We start from the raw sequence: 23001 nt of genomic DNA on the forward strand, positions 1-23001 counted from the left end.
CGCTCCTTACTGACCTGTGTAGCTTGCCAACGCCACAGCTATTTTGTCTTCTACGGTTGTTTTTGGAGATGCGCCAGCATAGTTGGTTTCCATGATAGAAAATACCAGCTTCTCGCCATTGGCGGCGATTACATAACCGGATAGGGCGCTGACATTATCCAGGCTTCCGGTTTTGGCGTGCACATTACCCTCGGCGGGCGTTCCGCGCATGCGGCTGGCCAGGGTGCCACCAACCAACGGATCAGCATTACCCGCGATAGGCAGGGCGTTGTACCACAGCGTAAATATCGGGCGGTTTTGGGCCGCTAGCAACAAGTTGGTTGTTTGCTGCGGAGTGGTGAGATTTACATTGCTGAGGCCTGACCCGTCCACAAACTTCACCTTGCTAGCATCAACCCCATAGGAAGTCTGAACAATATTGAGCATGGCTGCTATGCCAGCGCCCCAGCTACCCTGATTGGCGGTCTTCTGGCCCACAGACTTGGTTAGAATTTCGGCTATGCCGTTGTTGCTTAGCTTCATGAAGGGAACAAGGATCTCAGACAGTGGCCGTGAAGAGTGTTCGATAATAGCAGTGGCTGTAGACGGCAGGGCCGCACTGCCGACTCCTTCTTTGGTGATGGTAACGCCATGTCGCACCAACGCTGCCCGAAGTAAGGTTGCAGCATATTTGGCAGGGTCGCCTACAGTGGACACTTGGTTCACAGTGGTGGCATCTGCGGGTATGCTGCCCTTGACCATGATGATGTTCGTGCCCATCTGTCGTTCCACCGACACGGTGTTGGCCGAACCGGCAGGACCAGTGACTGCCGTGTTTGCAAATGTCACGTAGTCGGTCTTGGGGTCTGTGTTCACTCGAGCAGGCTTGCCCACGTTATTTGCCGGATCTATCTTTACAATTAGGGCCCCAATGTCCAGATTGTCATTGGCGGCAACCGTCAGGGCAGAGATCTCTGGCTGGTAGTAGTACGGATTGCTGTCCCATCCCCAGTTATAGCCCAGACGCTGATTGTCAAAATAGGTATCGTCGGCAATAATCTGGCCCTTTATGGTGGTTATGCCCTTGGCAACAATTTGCTTGGCAAGTTCATTGTAGTCTTTGGCTTTGAGGGTTGGGTCACCACGGCCCTTCAGATATAAATCTCCTCGCAGCGTATCGCCCGTATTGTTCAGCGTGCCATTTGTGCCAATAGTTGTCTGGAAACGAAAGCCCTCGCCCAGCACTTCCAGGGCGGCAGTAGAGGAATACAGCTTGGTATTAGATGCCGGAATGAGCAAACTATTTTTATTGCGGCTATACAGTTCTGTGCCATCGCTCGCCTTGCGCACCAACACACCAGTCTGAGCACCATCGACAGTCGGGTCTGCCAAAATGGTGTCGATCGTAGTTTGTAGACTGGCCTGGGCATCCGCATGAGGATTCAAGACAAATGAACCTACCCCGAATGTCGCAATAAAGAGTAATGCGCTCAAGGACAAACTACCTTTTTTAAGTATCAAATGCGTGCTTATTTTCACTATGTACCTTTCGTGCTAATGCTATTTTGTCTGACTAGTATACTCAAGGTACCGAGGGTCAAACTGTTAGATAATTCACGGTATTTATTTATTAAAAATTACTTATATATCTGAATTTCTACGTGCAGGTTATCGACCTACCTCAGCCGAGCGATTACCGTAGGCAGTATCCAGAATATAGTCAGCTATGAGTTCGACGTCTCGTCTGTATTTCTCATCAGCCTTCATGGCGATAGCTTTCAAAAAGAGCAGTTTTTCAATCGATACAACTAGGTAATCACCCTCTTCGGCGGCACCCGCCTTGAGATATTCATAGTCAAAGGTGCAGATAGTGTTCCATGTCTCAAATTCATATTCGATTATCCCCACGTCGCCGTACAGCTCTTTGATATGCTCCGGATATTGTATGGCCAGGCGTTTGTGGTCTTCTGCCGCAACAACAAAGTCTATGTCTTTACCTGCCTTGCGAATACCGTAGTATTCCATGGCTTTGCCGCCAATAAGCAGCGGCTTGTGGTGGAAGTCAAATTGTAGTTTGGACAGGTCAATCTTCATGGGAGTCTCTGGTTGTTATTTGGTAGGCTTCCCAGCCCGCTTCTATCACGGCCTGGTCTAAGGGGTTGAGTGGGGGAAGTGCATCGAGATCAAAGCTGCCAGACTCTAGGATTTCCTGGCCAGTTGGTACCTGAAGTCCTGCTTTGGTCGTGGCCCAATAGTAGACCATGTAACTAGTAGGGAACGGGTAGGTTCTGTCGGGTTGTTGGTGTGCTATTGGTTGCCGCGCGGTAACCTTGCAGACAGCAAAGAGACAATGGCTATCGATAACAAAGCCGCCCTCTTCACGCGCTTCTCTCTTGAGCGTTTCGGCCAGCGTCTCGTCGTCTTCCCGGTGACCACCCAGCACTCCCCAGCCACGCTCGCTACACGCCAGTACTACTCTATTGCCGATGATAGCCGCACACAGAGCTGCCGTACAGAGTTCTTCAGGTGGCAGCTCGGAAGTTTCATATAGCTCCCAGGCTATGCCATCGCCCCATTCGCCAGACTCGATAAGTTTTTGGTAGTGGTTAGTCACACCAGAATAATAGCAAGGAGTAGTAATTTCTCATTACGCTTATGTGTTGTATGATATACTCCAGATATCGTAAATAAAAAACAGGGGTAATAAGGGTGAAAAACGTCAAGAAACCCAAGAGCACGAAGTCAAACAAAAACCTCCCAGGAAAGTTTTCTCGGCTATTTAGCAATAAAAAAATAGTGGTGCTGGTCGTTTTTGTACTAGCTTTTTCGTTAGTCGGTTCATACAGACTCTATAGCACCAGTGCAGCTGGCCAGAAGACAGTAAACACCTGCCGAGACCGTAACATTACCCTACGACGCGGCTCCACGGGGCCATGCGTAGAGACCGTCCAAAAGCTGATGACAGCCTTCAAGAATTTTAATGATCCCTCTTGGCCCGTACTCAGGGTTGACGGTCAATACGGACCCCAAACAGAAGCTACCGTTAGAAAATACCAAAAACTCTCAGGCATAGCAGCCGACGGCGTAGTGGGCCCTCAAACATGGAGAGCACTTGATCTCAGCTGCATCCACTACGACCGAGACTTTGGCAAATACTATTCCGGCTGCGACTACTTCAATGGCTAGATAGCCATGCTAACAGCCACAAGCAAGGACGGTCATGGACGCGCCCAATAAGCACCAAACCGGCTGGAACAGACACGCGTATATTGTCGTAGCCCTTGGTATTATCTTGATCACTTTGTGGTCATGGATGATGAGACTGCGTATCACCACCCTGACCGGATCGTTCTTTGTTGGATACTTGTTTGCGATGCTCGGGTTCATTACCATAGTCGCCCTCAGTGTGGCTGGTTTTTGGCTGACCATCCGCTATTTTATGGCAGAGTATGCCAGCAAGAAACGCATTTCGTACTGGTTTTTGGTAAGACTTTTTGTCGTGTGGGCAGCGGTCGAATATACGATCTCTATACTGGTAGCCATAGTCTGGATGGGACGAGGTGGTAGCCTGGACACCGTCTTGCCATTTGGCTCGTTCACTCCCTTTCTGGCCTATACGCCATTTGGGCTACTGGCCCGTTTTGTCGGTTTTTACGGCCTATCGGCAGCTTTTGTAGTGATTGCAACCACATTGGCTGGTAAAAAGCTACGACGGTTTGCTATACCACTCATACTGGGCGCCAGCATTCTGATAGCAATAAGTTGGCTGGCATACCGACAGCCAACTGGACCAAGCACCAAAGTGCAGATCATAAGCAACAAGCTCGAGGACTGGCCTGCCGAGGCATCGACAGACAGCCAAATAGTTTTGTATCCAGAATATGGCCTGGATTACGCATCTCCCCGGATCATCGACAGCTTGTTCAAGAACAATACTGCCACAGATGCCCTCTATATAGGCTCGTGGCATAACCAGACTTCAGGCGGTGCTCAAAACGAGCTAGTTTTTGGATCTCACAAAAAGGGCGTTTTTGCCAGCCGCCAAAAAGCCCGGCTGATTCCTGCCGGCGAATACATACCTTACGCAGCAGAATACATCCTAAAAGCTACACATTCCCGCACCATGCTTGCCAACTTTAAAGTCCAACGCGAACTACAACCCGGCACGGTCAAGGCCGCACCGGTCAGTCTAGGTAATGGAATCGTTGTGGGCAGTGGCGTGTGCGCTAGTATCATAGCGCCCGAAGATTATCGTCATATGACAAAGAACGGTGCGACCCTCCTAACCAATTCTGCCTCGCTTGGCATATTCGACAGCCCGATCTTCGATATCGAGCATGCCGGACTAGCAAAGTTTATGGCCACGGCCAACGCACGTCCCTTTGTGCAGTCATCCAGCAACGGCTATGCCTTTGGCCTAGACCATAACGGCAGGACACAGACCAGGATCAAACCAGGGACCAGTACCGTAACCACCCGTACAAACGCAAAGAAAACCCCCTACACATACCTTGGTGAATGGGTAGCTTATGTAGGTCTGGGTGCTATGACGTATGGCGGGCTCAAAAAACTAAGAGCCATGAAGGCCCGTCGCTCAGCAGGCACTAGGCAGCCAGCGCCGCAAGGACCAAAGCCAAAGCAGCGGTAGACGAAAGTGTCCGGACCGTATGCAGCCACACCCACCTAGAACTGGGACCCTGAAATTTCGTACGAATCTTTTCCGCTTTAGCCTCGGACAGCTGGGCAGTATCAACCTTCATGAGTTCTGCATTCAGCGGCAAATGGCCAGCTACTGTTACTGCGTTGCTGCCAACAATTTGCACAATAGTGGCTGCTAGTAGCAGCCCAAAACCCGGCTCGCCGCGCGTCAAAAATACGCCCGTGGGCAGTAAGATAACCGGCCCAAGAAAACTCAGCATAAAGACAGGATTCACAATAGTGCAATCAATAGCCTGAAACATTTCTATGTGTGCTTTTGGTTTTAGTTTGCGCAAGGCAGGGACCACATCCACGCTAAAATCATAAAGTAATCCTGCGTGAAGCACGGTCAGGACTCCTGCTGTTATAACTAGGAGAAGATCTCACGCTGCGCCTGCTAGCAAGTGGTGGCTACTCTGCAACAGTGCTGCAGTACCAAGAACTTGGTGCGTGGGATTACAAGGGCTATCTTGGCACCCGCTAGGTCACAACTGGCCCCCTGTTCAAGCTCCTGGCCATAGAAGCTTCTGGCAGGCGCCTCAATAAACTAGACGATTTGGTAGGCACCGAAGTCGAACTACCCTACATGACACCAGATACCGAAATGAGCATTGTTCACAGCTACAGAATTCCGGTCGAAGGTCCCCAGTGGCGCGAGGTGGCCGGACAAAATGGAACCCTACGGGCTCAGACCGAAAAAATGCCGCTAGAACTCTCCCAAGTATATTTTGGCACCACACAAAAACACCCGCTGTTTTGACTAATATCTAGCCGCAACCGACAGCGACAAAGTCTAGTCAAGCTTGTGCAAAATGTTCTTTATGTCCGCTGCCTGAGCTGCCACGTCTTCTAGTCCGGCGTGGAAGCGTAGTACGGTTCCTTGGGGCGAGCTAGCGTGATCAGCTAGGTCTTGGGGCTGGAAAGGCAACACCAAGCTTTTGGTGCCACCCCAGGATTCACCAATAGAAAAAACCCGAAGACCGCTCAAAATATCCTGCAGCTCTTCATTGCTGTAGACGCGGTATAGCTCAACAGCAAACAGCCCGTTGGATCCTTTTAGCTCGGTAGTAGCCGATGGCCCACCGCAAAAGATTCGCGCAACTGCCGGTGATTTTCGTACAATGCGTAACAGCCTAGCGGCACTACGGGCATGAGCAATAATACGCGTCGGAAGGGTTTCCAGCCCACGCTGGACAAGCATTGCAGAAAATGGCGACACGGTATAGCCGTGCACCCGATGGTCATAAGCAAGCTGCTTGTACAGCTGTTCGTCTCGGGTCGTCACCGACCCCATAAACACATCAGAGTACCCCGCGGCATATTTGGTCAGGCTTAGTATGCTGATATCAACACCCGTATCGAGCGGTTTGCAGAGCACACCAGACGCCCAGGTATTGTCAGCAGAAACTAACAAGCTATGCCCGCGGGCAATTGCCACCACACCCGCAATAGGTGTTGTCTCGAACGTTACAGAACACGGTGATTCTATATGAATAAGCTTGCTATGTGGCGTAATGAGACGCTGCAATGACTGGGGATCGAGCGGATCGTACATGTCATACGAAATATCGTAGCGCTCTTTGAGGTATCGGGCATATCGTTGCATCGGCCCGTACACGCCAGCTGGGAGCAACCAGTGATCACCCGATCGCAGCAAACCACCAAGTGCCGTCAAAGCCGTCATGCCGCTAGAATACAGGAGGCTACGGCTGCCATTTTCTAATTGCGACACGGCATCTTGCAAGGCATGGCAGGTTGGATTGCCCTGCAGGCCATAGCCATTATCAAGTCCGCGAGCGGTTTGTCCTGCAAGCTTCGGTGCGCCCTCGCCCGCCTGTACAAAATCCCCCAGGCTATCAAAGTGCAAGCTACTGCTCAAATGCACATGTCGAGTTATACCATTGTGTTGTCTGGACATCTTATACCTCTCCTTTTCCCGTATCGTAAAAGCCTATTGTCACATACCCTCATGTGGGCACAAGATTCGAAATTTATTGGCCGACTTGTACAACCTCGCCGCCTAGTTTAGAGACAAAGAAACTATCGTGAGAGATATAAATAATCGCCCCGTGATACTGCATGAGAGCGTTTTCGAGCTCCTCGATGCTTGGTAGGTCAAGGTGGTTGGTTGGTTCGTCGATAATAAGTATCTGAGGGTCACTGGCCAGCATTGCAATGAGCTGCAGGCGCGCCTTTTGGCCACCACTGAGTTTCATAACTGGCATATCACCATCGGCGGCGGGGTTGAACAAGTAGTCTCCCAGCAATTGCTTGATATGCTGTGGATTAATAGGCAAGTCTTTGTCTCGCAGTATTTGCTCGACCGCGCCTGATAGTGTCAGGGATAGATATTTCTGGCTTATCTCTTGTTCGTATAGTCCAATTCTCAGCTCTTTTGCCAGGTGTATTTTGCCAGCAAAGCACTGCGATAACAAAGGCGTTCCTTGGACTTGCGCCATAATAGCCTGGACCAGCGTAGTCTTGCCGGCACCATTGCGTCCGTGCAGCCGCAGCCGTTCGCCTTCATGCAGCGAAAAGCTGATCCCGCTGAATAACGGCTGACTGTCATAGCCCAGGCTCAGGTCAGTGGCTTGAACCAAGAGTTTTTCGCCTTGGTCGGTTGCTTTTGCACGGGTGCGCACACGAATGTTTGTGGCCTTGTATTTATCATAGGTGTCAGCAAGTTTATGATGCATGCTTCCGGCCGATTCTTGATCGATCCAGAATGACGGTTTATCTAGTGCGGACAGCTTCTCTAGTTCGTCCTTGGCTTTCTGTTCTTGCGATTTAAAGCGACGGATAGTGCCGGGTGTGCGTGATTTTTCTTTCATCCGGCGAAAGCGTATGACATCTTCCTTCAGGTTCTCTATGCGCTTTTGGGTCAGGTCATAGGTATTCACCTGCGCCGACATTTGGTTTTTGTTGGTCTTTAGATATTTATCGTAGTTGCCGTTAAAGGTATAACTTATGCCGTCACGGATTTCTATAATACGGTCCACGCTGCCTAACACATCGCGGTCATGGGTAATCACTACCACCGCTTCATTGGTGGCTCTGAGCCATTTGATAAATGACTCTTTGGCAATGTAGTCCATGTGGTTGGTTGGCTCATCGATAAGTGCCAGGTGACCCCGACTACGCTGTACCTTGATGAGTTCTATCATGCGCTTTTGGCCACCACTCAGTGATCCCAGCGGCTGGTGCATGTATGCTGGATCTATCTGATACGCCTCAAAAGCTTGTTCGATTTCATTCTCTAGCTGGTAGTACCCAAGCTCAGAAAAACGATCCAGTGCGTTAGTGAATTCCTGTATCTTGCGCGGAACACTGCCCATCGTGGCAGGATAGGTATCGATAATATGCACCAGCTGCCGATATTCAGGCAGGTCACCCTGAATATATTCCAAGACCGTTTTGTCTTCGAGGCCGTGGTGTTCCTGGCGGCTGCTAACAATAATAGAACCTTTACGCACTTGCACCTCGCCCTGGAAGTCCTTGTCTTCGCCAGAAAGAATATTGAACAAGGTAGACTTGCCGGTGCCATTGCGCCCGATCAGCCCAATTTTTTCTTTGTCTTGGATTTCAATAGCAACTCCTGTGTGCAGGAATTTGTTTCCAAAAGATTTTTCCGTAATAGTGGCAGATAGTAGCATGTTGTTCCTTGTCGGTGCTACTCAGTATAGCCTGGGTGACCCCTTGTCCGAAGAAATCGGCTCAAACTAAATTCTGTTACTGACGCTTTTTTGTCTTTGAAGCAGACTGCTTCTGTTTCTCGGCCCGATCGCGTTTGTGTCTAAAATGACTCTCTGCTGTCCCCGCAAAGGTAGCTACGCCCCCGGCAAGCGTACCAACAATCACGTTACCCTGGAGCGTAGTGATCGTAGCTACGATCCCGCTTACAAGAGCAAGCGGAAGCAGAATCTTGCTAGCTAAAGGCACTGGTGATGCAAGCCACATAGCAAGCGGCATGAAAGCGATCAGAATAAATAAGCTGCCAACTGGAGACATAGGCCTATTCTACTGCCAATCCTTCTGCAACTCGCGAGGATTTCTCACAACCGTAGAGTACGTACCATGGGAAGTTTGGTGGTGGCGTAGTGAGCCTCTAGCTCTTCAGGGGAGGGTACTGCCACCGTAGGGCCATATTCACTTATGCACAAACGTGCCATGATGGTTGCCGTATTACCTACCTCGTGCCAAGGCTTCTTGGCAATAATATCCAGGAGCGTGCCGGCAACCACCGAGTCACCAGCACCAGTTGTATCTACTATTGGCAGCGCGTCCTCCCTCTGTGCTCCTGGCGGCTCCCACCATGGGGCCGCTACGGCGTGAACAGTCAGGTCGTCCTCGTCACGCACATACGCTACGCTCATGTACAAGTTCTCATCCCGACCAATCGTCTCACCCGCTCCAAGGGTAATTACTGCCGACTTGCACCTTTGAAAGCGGCGCAAGTAGGCTAAAGCCGCTGCTTCGTAGTCCATTTCCATCAGCCCACTCACTTCATCTTTATTCACGAATAAATAAGTAACTGGCTCAAAGAGGTCTTGATTTCGTTCCAGCAATGATACTTGACGACCGTCCGTATCGAGACCAAAAGTATAAAGTGCCCCGGGCGAAAAACTTACAGGAGCACCATTATCGCTTACTTTTTTCAGTGTATTTTGTAATATTTGAGTCTGCTTGTCCCTTAGGAAAGTTGCAGCGTGCACTAGGGTGTCCGGCCGCTGTGCGGTTAGCTCAGTAACTCTAGCCGCATCCTGTTCACCATACTGGTTAGTTGCACTGTTGGGAGTGATTGAGTTCAGAATAAACCGGCCACCCCCTTTGTACACAATTACTTCAGTAAGGGGAGTATCGGCCCCAGGAATAACGCGCACTAAACCATCAGTATAAACACCCCTACGTTCCAGCTCTTCAAGCACACAGAGACCGTTGGGGTTCTCCCCCGTAACGCAGTTCATACCCACAGACGCGTGCCGAGCCATGGCAACAAGGGTGTTGGTGGCCGAACCACCTACATGCCTGTCTGTGTGCTCAGCCACGAATGTATTGTCGCTATCAATCCCGTAGTCTTCCCCCACTGCAGTGATTCTATCTAGATTAAGAGCACCCACACCAACAGCGTCAAGAACCGGGCTCTCTCCTTCTAGAAAACTCATAACTAACTCCAAAAGTCATTTACTTATTGAACGATCAGTCCGCTAGTATACATACCTGAAATGTAAGAATAAGTAAGTATAAATATCTGCTTCTCCAGAGTGCCAAAAAACGAATTAGATAACAAAAATTCATGATGTGCTGTTGTTTGTACGGCCGCCTGAGAATAATATTTCTAGTGCGAGACGGTAGGGTTTGTGTTCCTCGATTGACCCATCCATGCTCAGGAAAATCTATTGATGTAATGCGTAAGTGAGGATAAAATAAGAAAATGAACAAGGAGTATCTAGATTTTGCCACGTCCCTGGCTCATCAAGCTGGTGATATTATGCTCGCACATTTTCAATTTGGCGTGAGCTACGAGAGAAAAGCCGACAAGACTCATTTAACCATTGCCGACACTGCCATCAACAAAATGGTAGTAGACAAAGTGGCTAGTACTTTTCCTGAGCATAGGGTACTTGGCGAGGAAGAAAGCAGCGTAGCTAATGACAGTGAGTTTGTATGGGTCTGCGATCCAATCGATGGAACAACTTCTTACGTGTTTGGGCTAGCTACAAATGTGTTTAGCCTCGTCTTAGTTCACAAAGGTATCCCTTTGCTTGGGGTAGTGTACGATCCTCATATGAAACGCCTCTTTACTGCCGAGAAAGGTCAGGGCGCTTATATGAATGGCGAGCGTCTTAGGGTGAACAGCCTTACGGTCGAGGAGTCCGTCATTGGGTGCACGGGCAAAAGGTCCAAGACTGTAGACTCAGCTGGGCTTCATGCCGCTATTGAGCGCACAGCTCATAGAATGATGTTTCTGGGGTGTGTTGTTTATGAGGGCATGCTAACTGCCGCAGGACATATGGGCGGCCATGTTTACTCGGGCTCCAACCCCTATGACGGTGTAGCAAGTGCACTTTTTGTCAAAGAAGCTGGAGGCAAAGTGACCAACCTGCTTGGCGAGGACCAAAAGTACGATCGTGAGATCAAAGGCATAGTAGCTACAAATGGAGTTGTTCACGACGATATCCTACGCTTAGTCCAAAAGAGTTTACTTCAAAAGTAAAATAGACACTTTTTTGATACAGTGCCTATGAACTAATTCTTATTTCCGTCCGCAATATAAAAACCCCAGCTTTTGACTGGGCCTTTTTCTTTGGCAGGGGCTCCAGTTCGGTGATCGAACTCTCCTAGAGGATGACAGCATACTTTAGCAAGGCAAATTACTCTGCGTGCATTGCTATGTCATGGCGGCTAACGTACGCTAGATCTAAGATGAATTATGCACGCCGTCTCCGGCCGCTATTTATGGCGGAGTTTTGTATGGGTTTTATGTTTTATTGGCCCATCTTGTATCCCCTTATGAGTAGCAGGGGACTCGACCTACATAAGATCGGTTTGTTTTTGATATTTTCGAACTGTATCACACTCCTGTTGGAGATACCCTCCGGGTTGCTAGCTGACAGATGGAGCCGCAAGGGTGTGGCACTGGCAAGCATCGGCTCATTGCTAATCGGGACACTTTTACTCTCACGCGCACAAGTCTTTCTGGACTTCTTGCTCAGCGCCGTGTTTGTCAGCGCTTATTTTGCGCTCAGTTCAGGCATGAAAGAAGCTATGATGTATGATCTGTTGCTTGAATATAACGAACGTCCGACATATGAGAAGCAGCTTGGACGCTTGAAGGGTATTAGTGCCATTGGGAATATCGTGAGCTCGCTATGCGGGGGGCTCATTGCCGCAGCCACGAGCTTTGCTGTGCCTTTTTATATGACCGCCGTTAGCTGCGTGCTGGCAATTCCATTTTTGCTGCGCTTCAAGGAACCCCAATTGCACAAGGAGGTAGAGACATCGCGCCTTCTAAAGCACATTGCTGATTTGTTTCGCTATCTTGGAAGCCACAAGGAAATGCGCTGGCTCGTTATTACAAGTGTGCTGGCTGGCATTGAATTTTCATTTATGAGCGAGCTGGACCAGTTCTGGCCGTTGGCACTAGGGTTAGCCTTGGCATGGTATGGGCCATTAAACGCATTATTGATGGTAGGGATCGGGCTAGCTGAGCCTATAGCGGCATGGACAGCAAAGAATTATCGACGCAGCGCCATCATAGCCGCCGCATCGATTATTGCCGCTGTTGGGTTACTCATAGAAAATATTTGGATCGTTGCTTTTAGCGAGTTCCTATTGGTCGCCATGGCTACGTCTCTACGAGTTGTGCTGAGTGGACGGATCCAGGATGGGCTGCCATCATCGCATCGTTCGGGGGCTGAGTCGGCCGTGAGCACCATTGCGAGTCTGATTTTTATCGGTGTAACATTCATGTTTTCTCATTTGGCCAACACTTATTCCGTGTTTGTCGCGGCATGGATAGTGGTCGCCGTGGCAGTACTGACCGCTATTGGCATTTACTCGAGCCTGTACCTCCGCCAGTCCGCTACCGCTGCACCACCGCAAAATCAGTAATAGCTGACATACCAGCATACTTACCCAAACTTGCAACCTCCAGATGCCCCTGAAGGCTCTCATCAGGAGGAAGTTTTTGCCATACTTGAACAAATGGAGCCGCCAGTTACCCAGGCAGCCGAGCGATGACAGTGGGGAGGTGAAACTGATTTACGATTCGCTTTAAGATATACTTCCACTATGTGGTTTATCTTTTCAGCACTTGCTGGCTTGTTGTATACGGGCGATGGTTTGCTCCGGCGCCACTTTCTACGCAAGCAAAAGGACGCATGGGCATTCTCCTTTTTCTATAGTCTTGTCGGAGCTATTGTCAGCTTTCCCCTCATGCTCGCATCGCCCGTTCTGCCGACCTCGATTGGCCCTTGGCTGGGCGCACTGCTGGTAGGCTTGCTCATAGTTGGCAATAATCTTCTGTTATTCAAAGCCGCCAACCATATCGAAGCATCAATAATCGGCACTCTGTTCAAATTAAAATACGTCTGGATATTCGCGCTCAGTATCCTACTTCTTGGTAATGCTTTTGAGTGGACAAAACTCGGAGGCGTAATCCTGACTATGGCCGCGGGCATCATCATTATGCATCGGTTTAAGCGGCCGAAAGACAATACGGGCGTTTCTCTCGTATTGCTGGCTACATTGTTTAACGCCCTGCTTATCATCGCGTCCAAGTATCTACTGGACTATTTCAACGCACCAAGCCTAACCTTCTTTGCTACCTTTTTGCCCGCTCTGCTATTGAATTTTATTCTCATGCCCAGGGCAAGATCGCGCATAGGAAGTATGTTTAAGGCAGACTGGAAGGTAGTTTTTGGGATATGCGCCGTAGGGGCAGCAGCTAGCTTGGCACTCAATCAGGCGCTCTCTCTGCATGACGCAACGAGTGTCATTATCATTAGTGAGGTATTCTTGGTGCTCATTCTCGCGGGAGAGCACCTTGTACTGAAAGAGAAAGAACAGCTTTGGGTTAAACTTGGCAGTATCATGCTTGCGATAGCCGGCGCTGCAATGATCTTACTCTAAACTGCCAAAAAGCCACAGCTGCAGAGCTTTCTTGGAGCAAGCTCCTGTGAGAGAACCTACGACTTTAGTATTTTGCAAAGCAAAATCCTAGTCGTAGAACCAAGACTTGCAGCAAAGCCAAGACAAAACCCGGTCTTTCGACCGGGCCTTATCTTGGCAGGGGTGGCCGGACTCGAACCGGCAGCACGACTTTTGGAGAGTCGCCGCTTACCATTAACGAACACCCCTACGTGCTCTTACCAAATTCACTATAAATCATTTTAAGCAATTTGCCGAGAGCGCTGTCTAGATACCTTATGCTGACGCACCCCGGATATCCAATGCGTGTGTTCTTGCCAGTGTTTGGTTTTAAGTAAGGTTTATGGAACTGGGATATGGGAATTTCTGTTACTTTGGACCAGAACCGCAGCTGTTTCTCCTGGTTATGATATTCATGCAAATGTATCAGGGCTCTGAACTTGTTCTCCTGAATGGGGAATCCCTCTCTAAGTAGTGATAGGAACTTCTGGATCATGGCTGGGTCAGAGTTAATAAACTGTATACCCCCTCTTACATCCTTTCCTCCTTCGCACCAGAACAGGACAGAGCAGAGTAATTTCTTATGATCTAGGGATAAGGGTGCGTGCTCTACAATCTTGCGTGCACTCTCGCCTAGAAGATCGTCTCGCTCTTTATGTCTTTGTTTATTTAAAGCAGCGAGATGGGTAACCTTCGCTTGTTGGGCGACTCTGAGCCGCGCCTCGCTTCTATTCTTTTCGCCTTGGCTCAAATGCAAACCATGAGTCCATGAATATGCAGTTGATTTGGCAATCTCCAACTCTCTAGCTATCTCTGCAAACAAAAAGCCCTCTCGTCTTAGTGCTATTGCTTGAGATTTTATATCTTTTGAACGCATAAAATATAGTTACGTAACTTGTATACATTGTATATTAACACTCAATAACAGACCAGTCGGTTAGTACACTGCCTGGGGTAAAATTTCGCTTTGTAAAGCATAAGCTTTTTTGTATGATGGATTTTCATGCAAAACATTACATCACCCGAAGCACCAGCAGTACTCATGTTATATGGCCACCATGGCGAGCACCCGTGGGCCGAAGATATGTTTAGACGACCAGACCAGTTACAGGCTGGTTTTGCCGCCCAGGGCTTTCGGTTCGACATTGGGATGGCGCTAGACAAACCCACACCAGGCGACAAATTGCCGGAGCGGGTGCTGATTGCTCAGAATCCCCAGTATGATGAGTTTGGCGAAGTGCAAGACGCACACTTTCAGCCGGGCCGTATAGAAGATTATCCGGTGGTGATCGACCATTGGGTCGCAAACTTTCAGGACTTGGTAAAGCAACCAGATGGCAGCCTGCTGCGCACGGCCTACGGTATTGGTCTGCCGCCAGAGCGGTTGTGGAACCATAAAAGCATTCAGGGCTTTGGAAACCGCAAGGATTTTATGGATGAAGTGCTGCGCAGCGAGGGCGTAGCCATCGATACCTGGAATGTCCTGGAACTTGAAAAGCTGGGTGAGGTGCACGGCGATACAAAGGTTATATATAAACCGGTGGACGGGTCGCGAAGCAAAGGCGTAGAGGTATTTCCTAGCCTAAGTGCCTTGCGCCAAGCCGTGCAGATGGGCAGGTTGGCAACCAGTGGACTTATCCAGCCGTATTTTCCTATTCATACACCCATAGAAGGACTGGAGCCATCGGACGATGCGGGTGCCGAAACCATGAAGTACGCCAACGCACCAGACAGGGCTCACGAAATCCGCATGCATGTCCTGACTTCAACCACGGCTGATGGCGAGCTGCAAGTCGAAACCTATCCTTCCTTCGTATACACACTGCCAGATGTTGAATTTATGACGTCCGCCGGGTACGTTGCCCTCAACCCATCCTGCATCTCCGAGGGGTCATATATACATGACAAAACCGTAGCCCTAGCCAAAGCCCTAAGTGCTCGTGCCGGGGGCGATGGACCGCCTATACCGCAGTGGTATGGAGCATTCGACTGGTTTGCCGCCGGAGATATCAATAATCCAGAACACGTAAAGGCTGTCGAAGGTAACTGCCGCGGACCAGGCTTGGATGTACAGGCGGTAGCTACCCGCGAGGCATTTGTGCGAGTTCTGGCAGGCAGCGGTTTACGCAATATGGGTGTGAGATAGTTCACACACTAAACCCAGGCTTTGTCTTACTATGAACATGATTAAGCAAAAGGGGTACGAGCATGCACATTACACAAAACTTTCGTGACTATGGTAAACAGCTTTCTTTTATAGTCGCCACGTTACTTATAGCGCTGGTGGTACCAGCTTCGGCCGCAGCTGCGCCAAATCCGTGGACGGGCAGGCGAGTTCTTAATATTGCTCACCAGGGTGGGGAGTTTGAGGCACCGTCTGATACACTGTTTGCTTTTAAAACTGCCGTAGACAAGGGCGCAGATGTTCTGGAACTGGATGTACATGCTACCGCCGACGGCGAGATCGTTGCCCTGCACGATGCCACAGTAGACCGCACCACTAACGGCACCGGACGCGTAGACCAGCAAACGCTGGCGCAGCTAAAGGCACTAGACGCCGCCTACTGGTTTGCCACCAACTGTGGCACCTGCCATGACCAACCGGCTGGCAACTATACCTACCGTGGATATGCTACGGGCACACCCATTCCACCAGAGCTAAGCGCCTACCAAGCCAACGACTTCCGTGTTCCTACCTTGCGTGAAGTCCTGCAAACTTTCCCGGACAAGCTGATCAATATCGAAATAAAAGCCACCACGCCAGACACTACACCGTACGAAAATAAAGTAGCGGCCCTCATGAATGAGTTTGGTCGCAACACAGACACTATTGTCGTGTCATTCAACGACGCTTCTATGGCACTGTTCAAACTAAATCAGACAGCAGTCAGCGCCGCTCCCGGCATTGTCACCACCGGCGTTTTCTGGGCCGCTACCCAGAGTATTCTGCCCGGCATACCGCTGCCTGGCTACCACGCGCTGCAAGTACCCACCTCCTACCAGGGCCTCAATATTGTGTCGCAGCCGTTCATAACCAAGGCGCACAACAATAACTTGGCCGTACATGTCTGGACTATCGAAGATCGAGCCCAAATGGAGCAGCTGATCGACCAAGGTGTCGATGGCATCATGACCAATCGCCCTACACTTCTAGAAGAAGTCCTGACAGAGAAGGGTGTCCGATACGAACCGTAAGTGGCTTAAGAACTCATACCTACGTACTAAATACGTACCTATGAATGCTTAAAAAAATTCATCGTAGTGGGCCGCCCTGGGTTGGGGTTGTGGGCGGCCCACTACGATGTTTGTGTTCAGGGGTCCTAGACGCGCGCGTCGGCGACGATCAGGTTGGCGGTGCCGGTCGTGACCAGCGTGTCGAGCTCCTTGAGAAGCTCCGTCACGAACCTGCGGCAGGTGGTGCGGGCCATCACGCGCTGCAAGATGACGATCGCGATAGATACCTTGCCCTCGACGGATCCATTGTTCTCGACCCGAGCAGACTCGACACCGTCGACACGCTCCACCAGCGACTCCAGCACCTGGGCGGGCACCTGCGACAGGTCGAGCGCTCGGTGGGAGATGTAGTGGGTGGTACCACCCATGACGTCGTTGCAGTAGAAGTCTTCCGGCCTCAGTTCGATTTTCACGAGCATATGTATGCCTCCTGGCATGTCGTAGGGATATAGATGCAGGGTAGCAACCTTTCCTTGTGTGAAAGGCTCGTATCCTGCATATATATGCCTGAACAACTGAATGTGCTCTCATACTCTATGAGAATTGATATATTATACTATAAAATTAAAAATAAAGCAATATTTTCTCTGTAGATCATGTGTGCTTTTAAAAAATATCATCGTAGTGGGTGGCCCGGGTAGGGTTGTGGGCCAGCCCACTACGATGAAAGGGGTGTCAGGTGCTCTGGGGGTGGGGACAGGATTCGGCGACGTCGCCGTCGGCAGGAACTGTCTTCAGCTCCTCGACGAGCCAGTGCACGAAGCCCCGGGCATTGGACTCATAGAAGGGACCGGCTACCACCACGCTCAGAGACCTTCCATCGGCCACCACATGCGCAGAGATGACGTAACTGATGCGGGCAATTACTCGTCCCAGTAGCACGGGTGATAGCTGGGCAAAATCAACCCCTCCATGTCGGACTGTGAAGGTCGTGACATCTATGGACCACCGTCCGCTGCCGGTGACGCTGAAGTCTTCAACGTCCAATTGCATGCTGTCTCCTGATACTCGGATGCTGGGGCTACAGGGTGTTAGCCCTAGGGATGGGACTTGGCCTGGGTTGAGCAACGACGGCCTCGGATGTCGGAAGCGCCTGCAGCTCTTGGATGAGGTTGCACACGAAGCTGGACACGCGGGTTCTGCGCATGATCATGTCGGACACGACGACGACCACAGAGCGCCCATCTGGCCGCACATGTGCGGAGAGGACACCGTGGACCTCTGCCGCCCGTCCGACTGCAACAGCCGACAGGCTGCCAAAGTCGGCCGACGGATGTCGGACAGTGAACATCTGACCATAACTACCAACCGAGGCACCCTCGTCGATGAGGAAGGCTCCGGGATATAGTTACATTTTGTGCCTCCAGGCACTCGGGAGTTGGGTATAGATGCGAGGTATCAACCCTCGAACAAGAGAGCTGGTATCTCGCATCATACAACCTGACACTAGTAAAGTACTTATCCCTTACGAGATAAGTTACAGTACTATACCATTAAAATAGCGTAATTCAATGTCCTCGCACTCTAGATCCACACCTGTCTGCATTGCTTATCATATCCGTCTAATCTGTTATGGTTATCGCCGTAATCTGTGAAGCTGTTTGTATATAGAGGATAATTGTTATAATTTAGTAACTGATGGATAGAACTCACTTCCAGACCCTCTTTCGACTACAAAGTCTGCCTGGTGCACAAAACGCCTGTTTTGCTTCACGACGTATCAACGGATACGTCGCGTCGCAAGAACAGGCGTTTTGCACTACCAGGACAGCCTTTTCGACTACAAAAGGGGTCCAGAAGTGAGTTCTGCTAAACTTTTCTTGAACAAACCCACCCTCATTTTGCTGTATGGCTTTCCCGGCGCCGGCAAGACCTTTTTTGCCAGGCAATTATGCGACGATATCAGCGCCGCACATGTACAGGGCGACCGCATTCGGTTTGAGCTGTTTGACCAGCCCCGTTATGACCGTCAAGAGAACGAAATCGTAAACCATCTCATGGAATACATGGCCGAAGAGTTCCTGAACGCTGGTATCAGCGTAGTGTATGACATGAACGCCTCACGCTTGTCACAGCGCCGAGCTCTGCGCGACCTAGCCCGTCGGGTTAAGGCGCAGCCCGTTCTTATATGGATGCAAGTAGACGTCGAGAGCGCCTTTGCCCGCAGCAGCAAGCGTGACCGCCGCAAAGCAGACGACAAGTTTGCCATGCCGCTCGATCGCAGCACCTACGAATCCATCGCCGGACAGATGCAAAATCCAGAGATGACCGAGGACTTCATGGTTATCAGCGGCAAGCACACCTATCATACGCAGCGCAGCGCGGTTATGAAGAAGCTCTACGACATCGGACTTGTCAGTCCCGACAACGCCAACACCAAGATGGTCAAGCCCGGCTTGGTCAACCTGGTGCCCAACCCTATGGGTGGCCGCGTTGATCAGTCCCGTCGAAATATTGTTATTAGATAGGCAAAACTATGGCAGTAAAAGTTGTGACCATACCAGATTTGGGGACGGTGCATTTATACAAACGTCGTGGCGTCCGCAGCTTGCGGCTGACCATTGCTCATGATGGAGCCATAAAAGTCAGCATGCCATATTGGCTGCCCTACGCCGCAGGGGCAGAGTTTGCTCGCAGCAAACGAGCCTGGATACAGACCAAGCAGGTTGTCACCCAACCCCTGGTCCATGGTACCCGTATTGGCAAATCTCATCACCTGAGCTTTATTGCCGAAAGGGGCCGTACTACCATGGCCACTCGCATAACCACCACGGGCGAAATTCGGATCTATCACCCGCATACCGTGCAGTCCTCGCACCAGAGCGTCCAGGATGCCGCTGTCAAAGCCAGCGTCAGGGCCCTGAAGAAACAAGCCCAACGGCTGCTGCCAGGACGCCTGAGGTTTCTGGCCGGGCAACACGGCTTTCAGTACGGCACGGTCAAGATAAAGCGAATGACCAGCCGTTGGGGCAGCTGCACCGACCAGAAAGACATAGTGCTCAATTGCTACCTCATGCAACTCCCATGGCACCTCATAGACTACGTGCTACTGCACGAACTGTTGCACACCCGCATTATGGCCCACGGCCAACCATTTTGGTCCGAGATGGAAGCATTTGTGCCTAACATACAGGCAGTTCGCAAAGAGATAAAGGCCTACCGCCCAATTTTGCAGACTAGCTAACAGCTCTAGGTGGTGGAAACCACAAGCTTTGTCTATACTGGGTGTTAATGGCCAGCACCAAACATCCGCCAGTTGTCACTCCAAAAATTGCCGAGCTGGAGCGCGAGCGGCTTATAAGTCTCATCAACAGCATGGGCGACGGTGTTGTAGCCATAGACGAAAACTTCAAGATCGTGGTTACCAACGGTGCGGCGCTAAACATACTGGACATCAACACCTCTCTGGCAAACCGCAAAGTCACAGACATCCTGCACCTGATAGACAAGAACAACAAACCCATCAAGCTAGAAAAGCTCATAGCCGACACCAAGACGTCGCTGGCCTCACGCGACTGGAAACTAAAGTACGCCGACAACAACGTCATCAATCTGTACACCAGCATAGCCCCGGTACGCCTGGGCTATGGCCAGAAGGGCATGAAGGGCTATGTCATACTGCTGCGTGATATCACGCGCGAAAAGTCGCTCGAAGAAGAGCGGGACGAGTTCATTAGCGTAGCCAGCCACGAGTTGCGCACACCGTTGGCTATTGCCGAAGGCAACATCAGCAATGCCGAATTTATTTTTCACAAATCTGGCAGCGAAGACAAGGCTGTGTCTGACGCCCTGGCCCAAGCCCATACCCAGATAACTTTTCTGGCTGGTCTAGTAAACGACCTAGCCACCTTGTCCCGGGCCGAACGCGGCAACCTGACCCTGGATATCGAATCCATAAACGCCCACGAGGTGGTCAACGAAGTAGCCAAAGCCTATCAGCCAGAGGCCGCCGCTAAACAACTAGGGATAAAGACAGAGCTAGATCCATCGCTAGAACTCATCAAATCCGGCAAACTGTACGTGCGTGAAATTTTGCAAAACTTTGTCACCAACGCCATCAAATACACAGAGAAGGGGCATGTCACCATTGGCGCCCGAAAAGCTGCGGGCGGGGTAAAATTTTATGTAGCAGACACCGGCATTGGCATCAGCAAGACCGACCAACAGAAAGTCTTCGAAAAATTCTTTCGTTCAGAAGATTACCGCACCCGCGTCAACAACGGCACCGGCCTAGGCCTGTATGTCACCCAAAAACTGGCTAGCCTCCTCAAGGCAAAAATAGAGGTAGAGAGCGAACTAGACAAAGGCTCCACCTTCACTATTTTTATCCCCAATCTTCGATGAACAACAGTGCAGCTACAGGATCAGCCAGCATCGCCAAAAATTACATCGACCAGCCTTGCCTTGTCATAAGAAGCGTTCATGTTTAGCTTCAAGAACTCATTTTTAGTAAACCATCCCCATTTTGCAACATGGTCGGTTTTCTTAAGCAACTCCTCTGGCACTGATGCCCTGAAGAATAAGTTCATCCGCGGGACAGCATTCACAACGTTTCCAATGTTGTAATGCACAATCTGAAAATCAGACGAAACCTCTTTAGCTGAGACACCAAGTTCTTCCTCTACTTCACGCATCAGAGATATTTCAACCGCTTCGCCGTGGTCTACCCCACCGCCAGGCAGTGCCCACCACATATCCTGGGCCTCTTTAACCAAAAGTACTCTGTCGTTTTGAACTATTAACACCCTTATCGCGACGCGGTACAAGCAATCATCGATATCGTTTAATCGTGGATCTATTTGCATGCTCTAAGCATACCTTATCTGATAACTCGCGGCTCCATAGCTGCAGTACGTGCCAACATGTACCTTGCTTATTTTTGATCAAGAGGCGGCAGCTTTGGGTAGACGTGCATGACCGGGATGCAGATGTTACGACCTTTCCAATCTATAACCGAGAATTCGTAGCGATACATCGATATCAGGCCATAAGCCAGCTCCATGGCCGCAGCAACCGGAAAGTTCACGAGCGCTATCGGTACATTCCCGGGGTTGCTCACATAGACAATCAGTACGTGGGTTGCTACTAGCAGCACACAGGCCGCAGCGGCCAGCGCCTGCGTCGCCCCAAATCCCCAGGCGATACCCGACAGCACAACCACAAAAGGCCCATGCACCAAAAAGATCTGTATGCAGGTCAGGGCAAAGGCAACCTCTGGACGGCGCCGAATCTGCGGGTAGTGCATGCGAATAGCCGTGTCTTGCTGGTCGTTTGGGCTCTTTCTGGTCTGCACGTCTAGTTCGTCGTCGGCCCGCACAAAGCTATAGCCATCAGTCTTCAGCAGAGCACGGGCAAAGTATCCCTCGGGAATAATGGCGTGGCTTACTGCCCCAAATCCACCAAGCTTCTGGAGGGCCTTGCGCCGGATAACCCAGCACGTGCTCAAAACCGGCGGACGATTCACGTAGCGGCGTGGCAGCGCCAATTCCCACCAGTAGCGCATGGGCTGTACAAATGCCACCAGCGGGTTGCTATCCATACGACGTGGCAACACGCTAACCATATCTTTTTTACGTTCTTGGGCAGTTGCTACCAACGCTTTTATGGTGTGCGGGCCCAGACGTACGTCGACCCCACAGAATAAAATGAACTCGCCATTGGCCTCGCTAGCCAGCCGATCATACGCCTGATTCTTGGCCAGCCAACGGTCTTCCGGGGGACTTCCTTTGATAAACCGCACGCCGTCCTGGGCAAAGGATTTGATAACATCAGCTGTCTTGTCCTGAGAACAATCGTCCAGCACGAGTATCTCCAGCTTTGGATAGTCGCTGGCCACTACAGATTTCAGACAAGCCTCTAGGTCAGCAGTTTCGTTGCGAGCCGGAATGGCCACCGTAACGGTTGGCATGTCGCGATCAGCCGTATGCGAAGAACGAGGTACGTGACGTGATTTTATGAGGTTGCGTATAGTCAGCAACAGAACGCCCGCAGCCCCCACCAACTGCACCGCAGCCAAGGGTCCCAAGACGTCCCTAAACGTAGCCGGCACGGTGCTTAGCAAGAGGACCGTCGCTACCTGCAAAAATCCCAGCACCAAGCCTGTCCGTCGAGTACTATGCAGCAGATAGCTTTGGTGCATCCGACCTTGCGCGATTCGCAGTTGGTTAAACAAACGGAAGCTTGCAATCAGAACCACCACAAATGCCAGAACGGTTCCATACTCATAGAGAATACCCGCCGCTCCGAAAGCTGTGAGCATAATAGGCAACGCCACCCAAATGCGGCGGCCGCGCCACATAAAACGTCCCGTGTATAATACCCATTCCAGGGCAACACTTAGGAGAAGCAAAAGCGCGATCATTTCCTACTGACTATAGCATCTCTTAATGGCAATCGCTTGGTATCCTTAGGGTTTGCCTTCCGTGAGTCATGTGATATGCT

At 50.6% G+C, this 23001-nt stretch carries 25 protein-coding genes and 1 tRNA gene; 11 read left to right on the plus strand and 15 right to left on the minus strand.

Annotated elements, in window-relative coordinates; translation table 11 throughout:
* Positions 1-6: 6 nt before the first annotated feature.
* The 3 genes from dacB to VK694_05440 form a co-directional block, all read right to left on the minus strand.
* Positions 7-1473 carry a D-alanyl-D-alanine carboxypeptidase/D-alanyl-D-alanine-endopeptidase gene (gene dacB, locus VK694_05430; GenBank protein HTE58158.1) on the minus strand — a complete coding sequence of 489 codons (1467 nt, stop codon included), beginning with the start codon at positions 1471-1473 and terminating at the stop codon, positions 7-9.
* Between the two features lie 174 nt (positions 1474-1647).
* On the minus strand, positions 1648-2073 hold the full coding sequence (locus VK694_05435) for a hypothetical protein (protein HTE58159.1): 426 nt from the start codon (positions 2071-2073) through the stop codon (positions 1648-1650).
* Positions 2063-2593, minus strand: coding sequence for an NUDIX domain-containing protein (locus VK694_05440; GenBank protein ID HTE58160.1), 531 nt, complete (start codon positions 2591-2593; stop codon positions 2063-2065). Before VK694_05440 ends, VK694_05435 begins: the two co-directional genes overlap by 11 nt.
* 182 nt (positions 2594-2775) lie before the next feature.
* Here VK694_05440 and VK694_05445 point away from each other — a divergent pair, with 182 nt between their 5' ends.
* Together VK694_05445 and VK694_05450 are read left to right on the plus strand one after the other, a co-directional pair.
* Complete coding sequence (locus VK694_05445; GenBank protein ID HTE58161.1) at positions 2776-3165, plus strand: peptidoglycan-binding domain-containing protein; 390 nt, start codon at positions 2776-2778, stop codon at positions 3163-3165.
* A gap of 34 nt (positions 3166-3199) precedes the next feature.
* Positions 3200-4627 (plus strand): hypothetical protein, encoded by a 1428-nt coding sequence (locus VK694_05450; GenBank protein ID HTE58162.1) that lies wholly within the window; start codon positions 3200-3202, stop codon positions 4625-4627.
* Here the strand turns inward: VK694_05450 and VK694_05455 are convergent.
* Positions 4584-4991, minus strand: coding sequence for an anthrone oxygenase family protein (locus VK694_05455; GenBank protein HTE58163.1), 408 nt, complete (start codon positions 4989-4991; stop codon positions 4584-4586). The two genes, VK694_05450 and VK694_05455, sit on opposite strands and share 44 nt — an antisense overlap.
* A 242-nt stretch (positions 4992-5233) precedes the next feature.
* Here VK694_05455 and VK694_05460 point away from each other — a divergent pair, with 242 nt between their 5' ends.
* The gene (locus VK694_05460; protein ID HTE58164.1) at positions 5234-5437 is read left to right on the plus strand and encodes a hypothetical protein; all 204 of its coding nucleotides are present in this window, start codon (positions 5234-5236) and stop codon (positions 5435-5437) included.
* Positions 5438-5470: 33 nt separating this feature from the next.
* Here the strand turns inward: VK694_05460 and VK694_05465 are convergent, their stop codons facing one another.
* The 4 genes from VK694_05465 to VK694_05480 form a co-directional block, all read right to left on the minus strand.
* Entirely contained in the window at positions 5471-6595 is a 1125-nt protein-coding gene (locus tag VK694_05465) for a PLP-dependent aspartate aminotransferase family protein (GenBank protein ID HTE58165.1), read from the minus strand.
* Positions 6596-6668: 73 nt separating this feature from the next.
* Positions 6669-8330: an ABC-F family ATP-binding cassette domain-containing protein gene (locus VK694_05470; protein ID HTE58166.1), complete on the minus strand. Its 1662-nt coding sequence runs from the start codon at positions 8328-8330 to the stop codon at positions 6669-6671.
* Positions 8331-8406: 76 nt separating this feature from the next.
* Positions 8407-8685 (minus strand): hypothetical protein, encoded by a 279-nt coding sequence (locus tag VK694_05475; protein ID HTE58167.1) that lies wholly within the window; start codon positions 8683-8685, stop codon positions 8407-8409.
* Positions 8686-8729: 44 nt separating this feature from the next.
* Positions 8730-9839, minus strand: a complete 1110-nt coding sequence (locus VK694_05480) for a carbohydrate kinase family protein (protein HTE58168.1) — start codon at positions 9837-9839, stop codon at positions 8730-8732.
* 269 nt (positions 9840-10108) lie between these two features.
* On the opposite strand from VK694_05480, the gene VK694_05485 reads away from it, so the two are divergent.
* From VK694_05485 to VK694_05495, 3 genes are all read left to right on the plus strand, one after another.
* Positions 10109-10891, plus strand: coding sequence for an inositol monophosphatase (locus VK694_05485; GenBank protein HTE58169.1), 783 nt, complete (start codon positions 10109-10111; stop codon positions 10889-10891).
* Positions 10892-11157: 266 nt separating this feature from the next.
* A complete protein-coding gene (locus VK694_05490; GenBank protein HTE58170.1) occupies positions 11158-12288 on the plus strand; it encodes an MFS transporter in 1131 nt (376 codons plus the stop codon).
* 180 nt (positions 12289-12468) lie between these two features.
* Positions 12469-13308, plus strand: a complete 840-nt coding sequence (locus VK694_05495) for a DMT family transporter (GenBank protein HTE58171.1) — start codon at positions 12469-12471, stop codon at positions 13306-13308.
* Between the two features lie 154 nt (positions 13309-13462).
* Here VK694_05495 and VK694_05500 read toward each other — a convergent pair.
* Positions 13463-13536 (minus strand) — tRNA-Trp (locus tag VK694_05500).
* On the minus strand, positions 13535-14203 hold the full coding sequence (locus tag VK694_05505) for a hypothetical protein (protein ID HTE58172.1): 669 nt from the start codon (positions 14201-14203) through the stop codon (positions 13535-13537). The genes VK694_05500 and VK694_05505 overlap by 2 nt, the downstream gene beginning before the upstream one ends.
* Positions 14204-14329: 126 nt before the next feature.
* Between VK694_05505 and VK694_05510 the strand changes: the two genes are divergently transcribed.
* Both VK694_05510 and VK694_05515 read left to right on the plus strand, forming a co-directional pair.
* Complete coding sequence (locus VK694_05510; GenBank protein HTE58173.1) at positions 14330-15472, plus strand: hypothetical protein; 1143 nt, start codon at positions 14330-14332, stop codon at positions 15470-15472.
* Between the two features lie 62 nt (positions 15473-15534).
* Positions 15535-16521, plus strand: coding sequence for a glycerophosphodiester phosphodiesterase (locus tag VK694_05515; GenBank protein ID HTE58174.1), 987 nt, complete (start codon positions 15535-15537; stop codon positions 16519-16521).
* A 125-nt stretch (positions 16522-16646) separates the two neighbouring features.
* On the opposite strand, the gene VK694_05520 is transcribed toward VK694_05515, so the two are convergent.
* The 3 genes from VK694_05520 to VK694_05530 all read right to left on the minus strand — a co-directional run bounded on the left by VK694_05520 (position 16647) and on the right by VK694_05530 (position 17851).
* On the minus strand, positions 16647-16979 hold the full coding sequence (locus VK694_05520) for a hypothetical protein (GenBank protein HTE58175.1): 333 nt from the start codon (positions 16977-16979) through the stop codon (positions 16647-16649).
* A gap of 256 nt (positions 16980-17235) precedes the next feature.
* Positions 17236-17553, minus strand: coding sequence for a hypothetical protein (locus VK694_05525; GenBank protein ID HTE58176.1), 318 nt, complete (start codon positions 17551-17553; stop codon positions 17236-17238).
* A 28-nt stretch (positions 17554-17581) separates the two neighbouring features.
* On the minus strand, positions 17582-17851 hold the full coding sequence (locus tag VK694_05530) for a hypothetical protein (GenBank protein ID HTE58177.1): 270 nt from the start codon (positions 17849-17851) through the stop codon (positions 17582-17584).
* A 508-nt stretch (positions 17852-18359) separates the two neighbouring features.
* On the opposite strand from VK694_05530, the gene VK694_05535 reads away from it, so the two are divergent.
* From VK694_05535 to VK694_05545, 3 genes are read left to right on the plus strand one after another with little or no spacing between them, the layout of a single operon-like run.
* Positions 18360-19028: an AAA family ATPase gene (locus VK694_05535; GenBank protein HTE58178.1), complete on the plus strand. Its 669-nt coding sequence runs from the start codon at positions 18360-18362 to the stop codon at positions 19026-19028.
* Between the two features lie 8 nt (positions 19029-19036).
* Positions 19037-19744 (plus strand): SprT family zinc-dependent metalloprotease, encoded by a 708-nt coding sequence (locus tag VK694_05540; protein ID HTE58179.1) that lies wholly within the window; start codon positions 19037-19039, stop codon positions 19742-19744.
* Between the two features lie 47 nt (positions 19745-19791).
* Entirely contained in the window at positions 19792-20904 is a 1113-nt protein-coding gene (locus VK694_05545; GenBank protein ID HTE58180.1) for an ATP-binding protein, read from the plus strand.
* Between the two features lie 20 nt (positions 20905-20924).
* Here VK694_05545 and VK694_05550 read toward each other — a convergent pair whose 3' ends face one another.
* Together VK694_05550 and VK694_05555 are read right to left on the minus strand one after the other, a co-directional pair.
* The gene (locus VK694_05550; GenBank protein HTE58181.1) at positions 20925-21365 is read right to left on the minus strand and encodes an NUDIX domain-containing protein; all 441 of its coding nucleotides are present in this window, start codon (positions 21363-21365) and stop codon (positions 20925-20927) included.
* Between the two features lie 68 nt (positions 21366-21433).
* Entirely contained in the window at positions 21434-22921 is a 1488-nt protein-coding gene (locus VK694_05555; GenBank protein ID HTE58182.1) for a glycosyltransferase family 2 protein, read from the minus strand.
* Between the last annotated feature and the right edge of the window lie 80 nt (positions 22922-23001).

It is taken from the genome of Verrucomicrobiia bacterium, assembly GCA_035489575.1.
Lineage (GTDB): Bacteria > Patescibacteriota > Saccharimonadia > Saccharimonadales > JAGQNK01 > DATHJY01.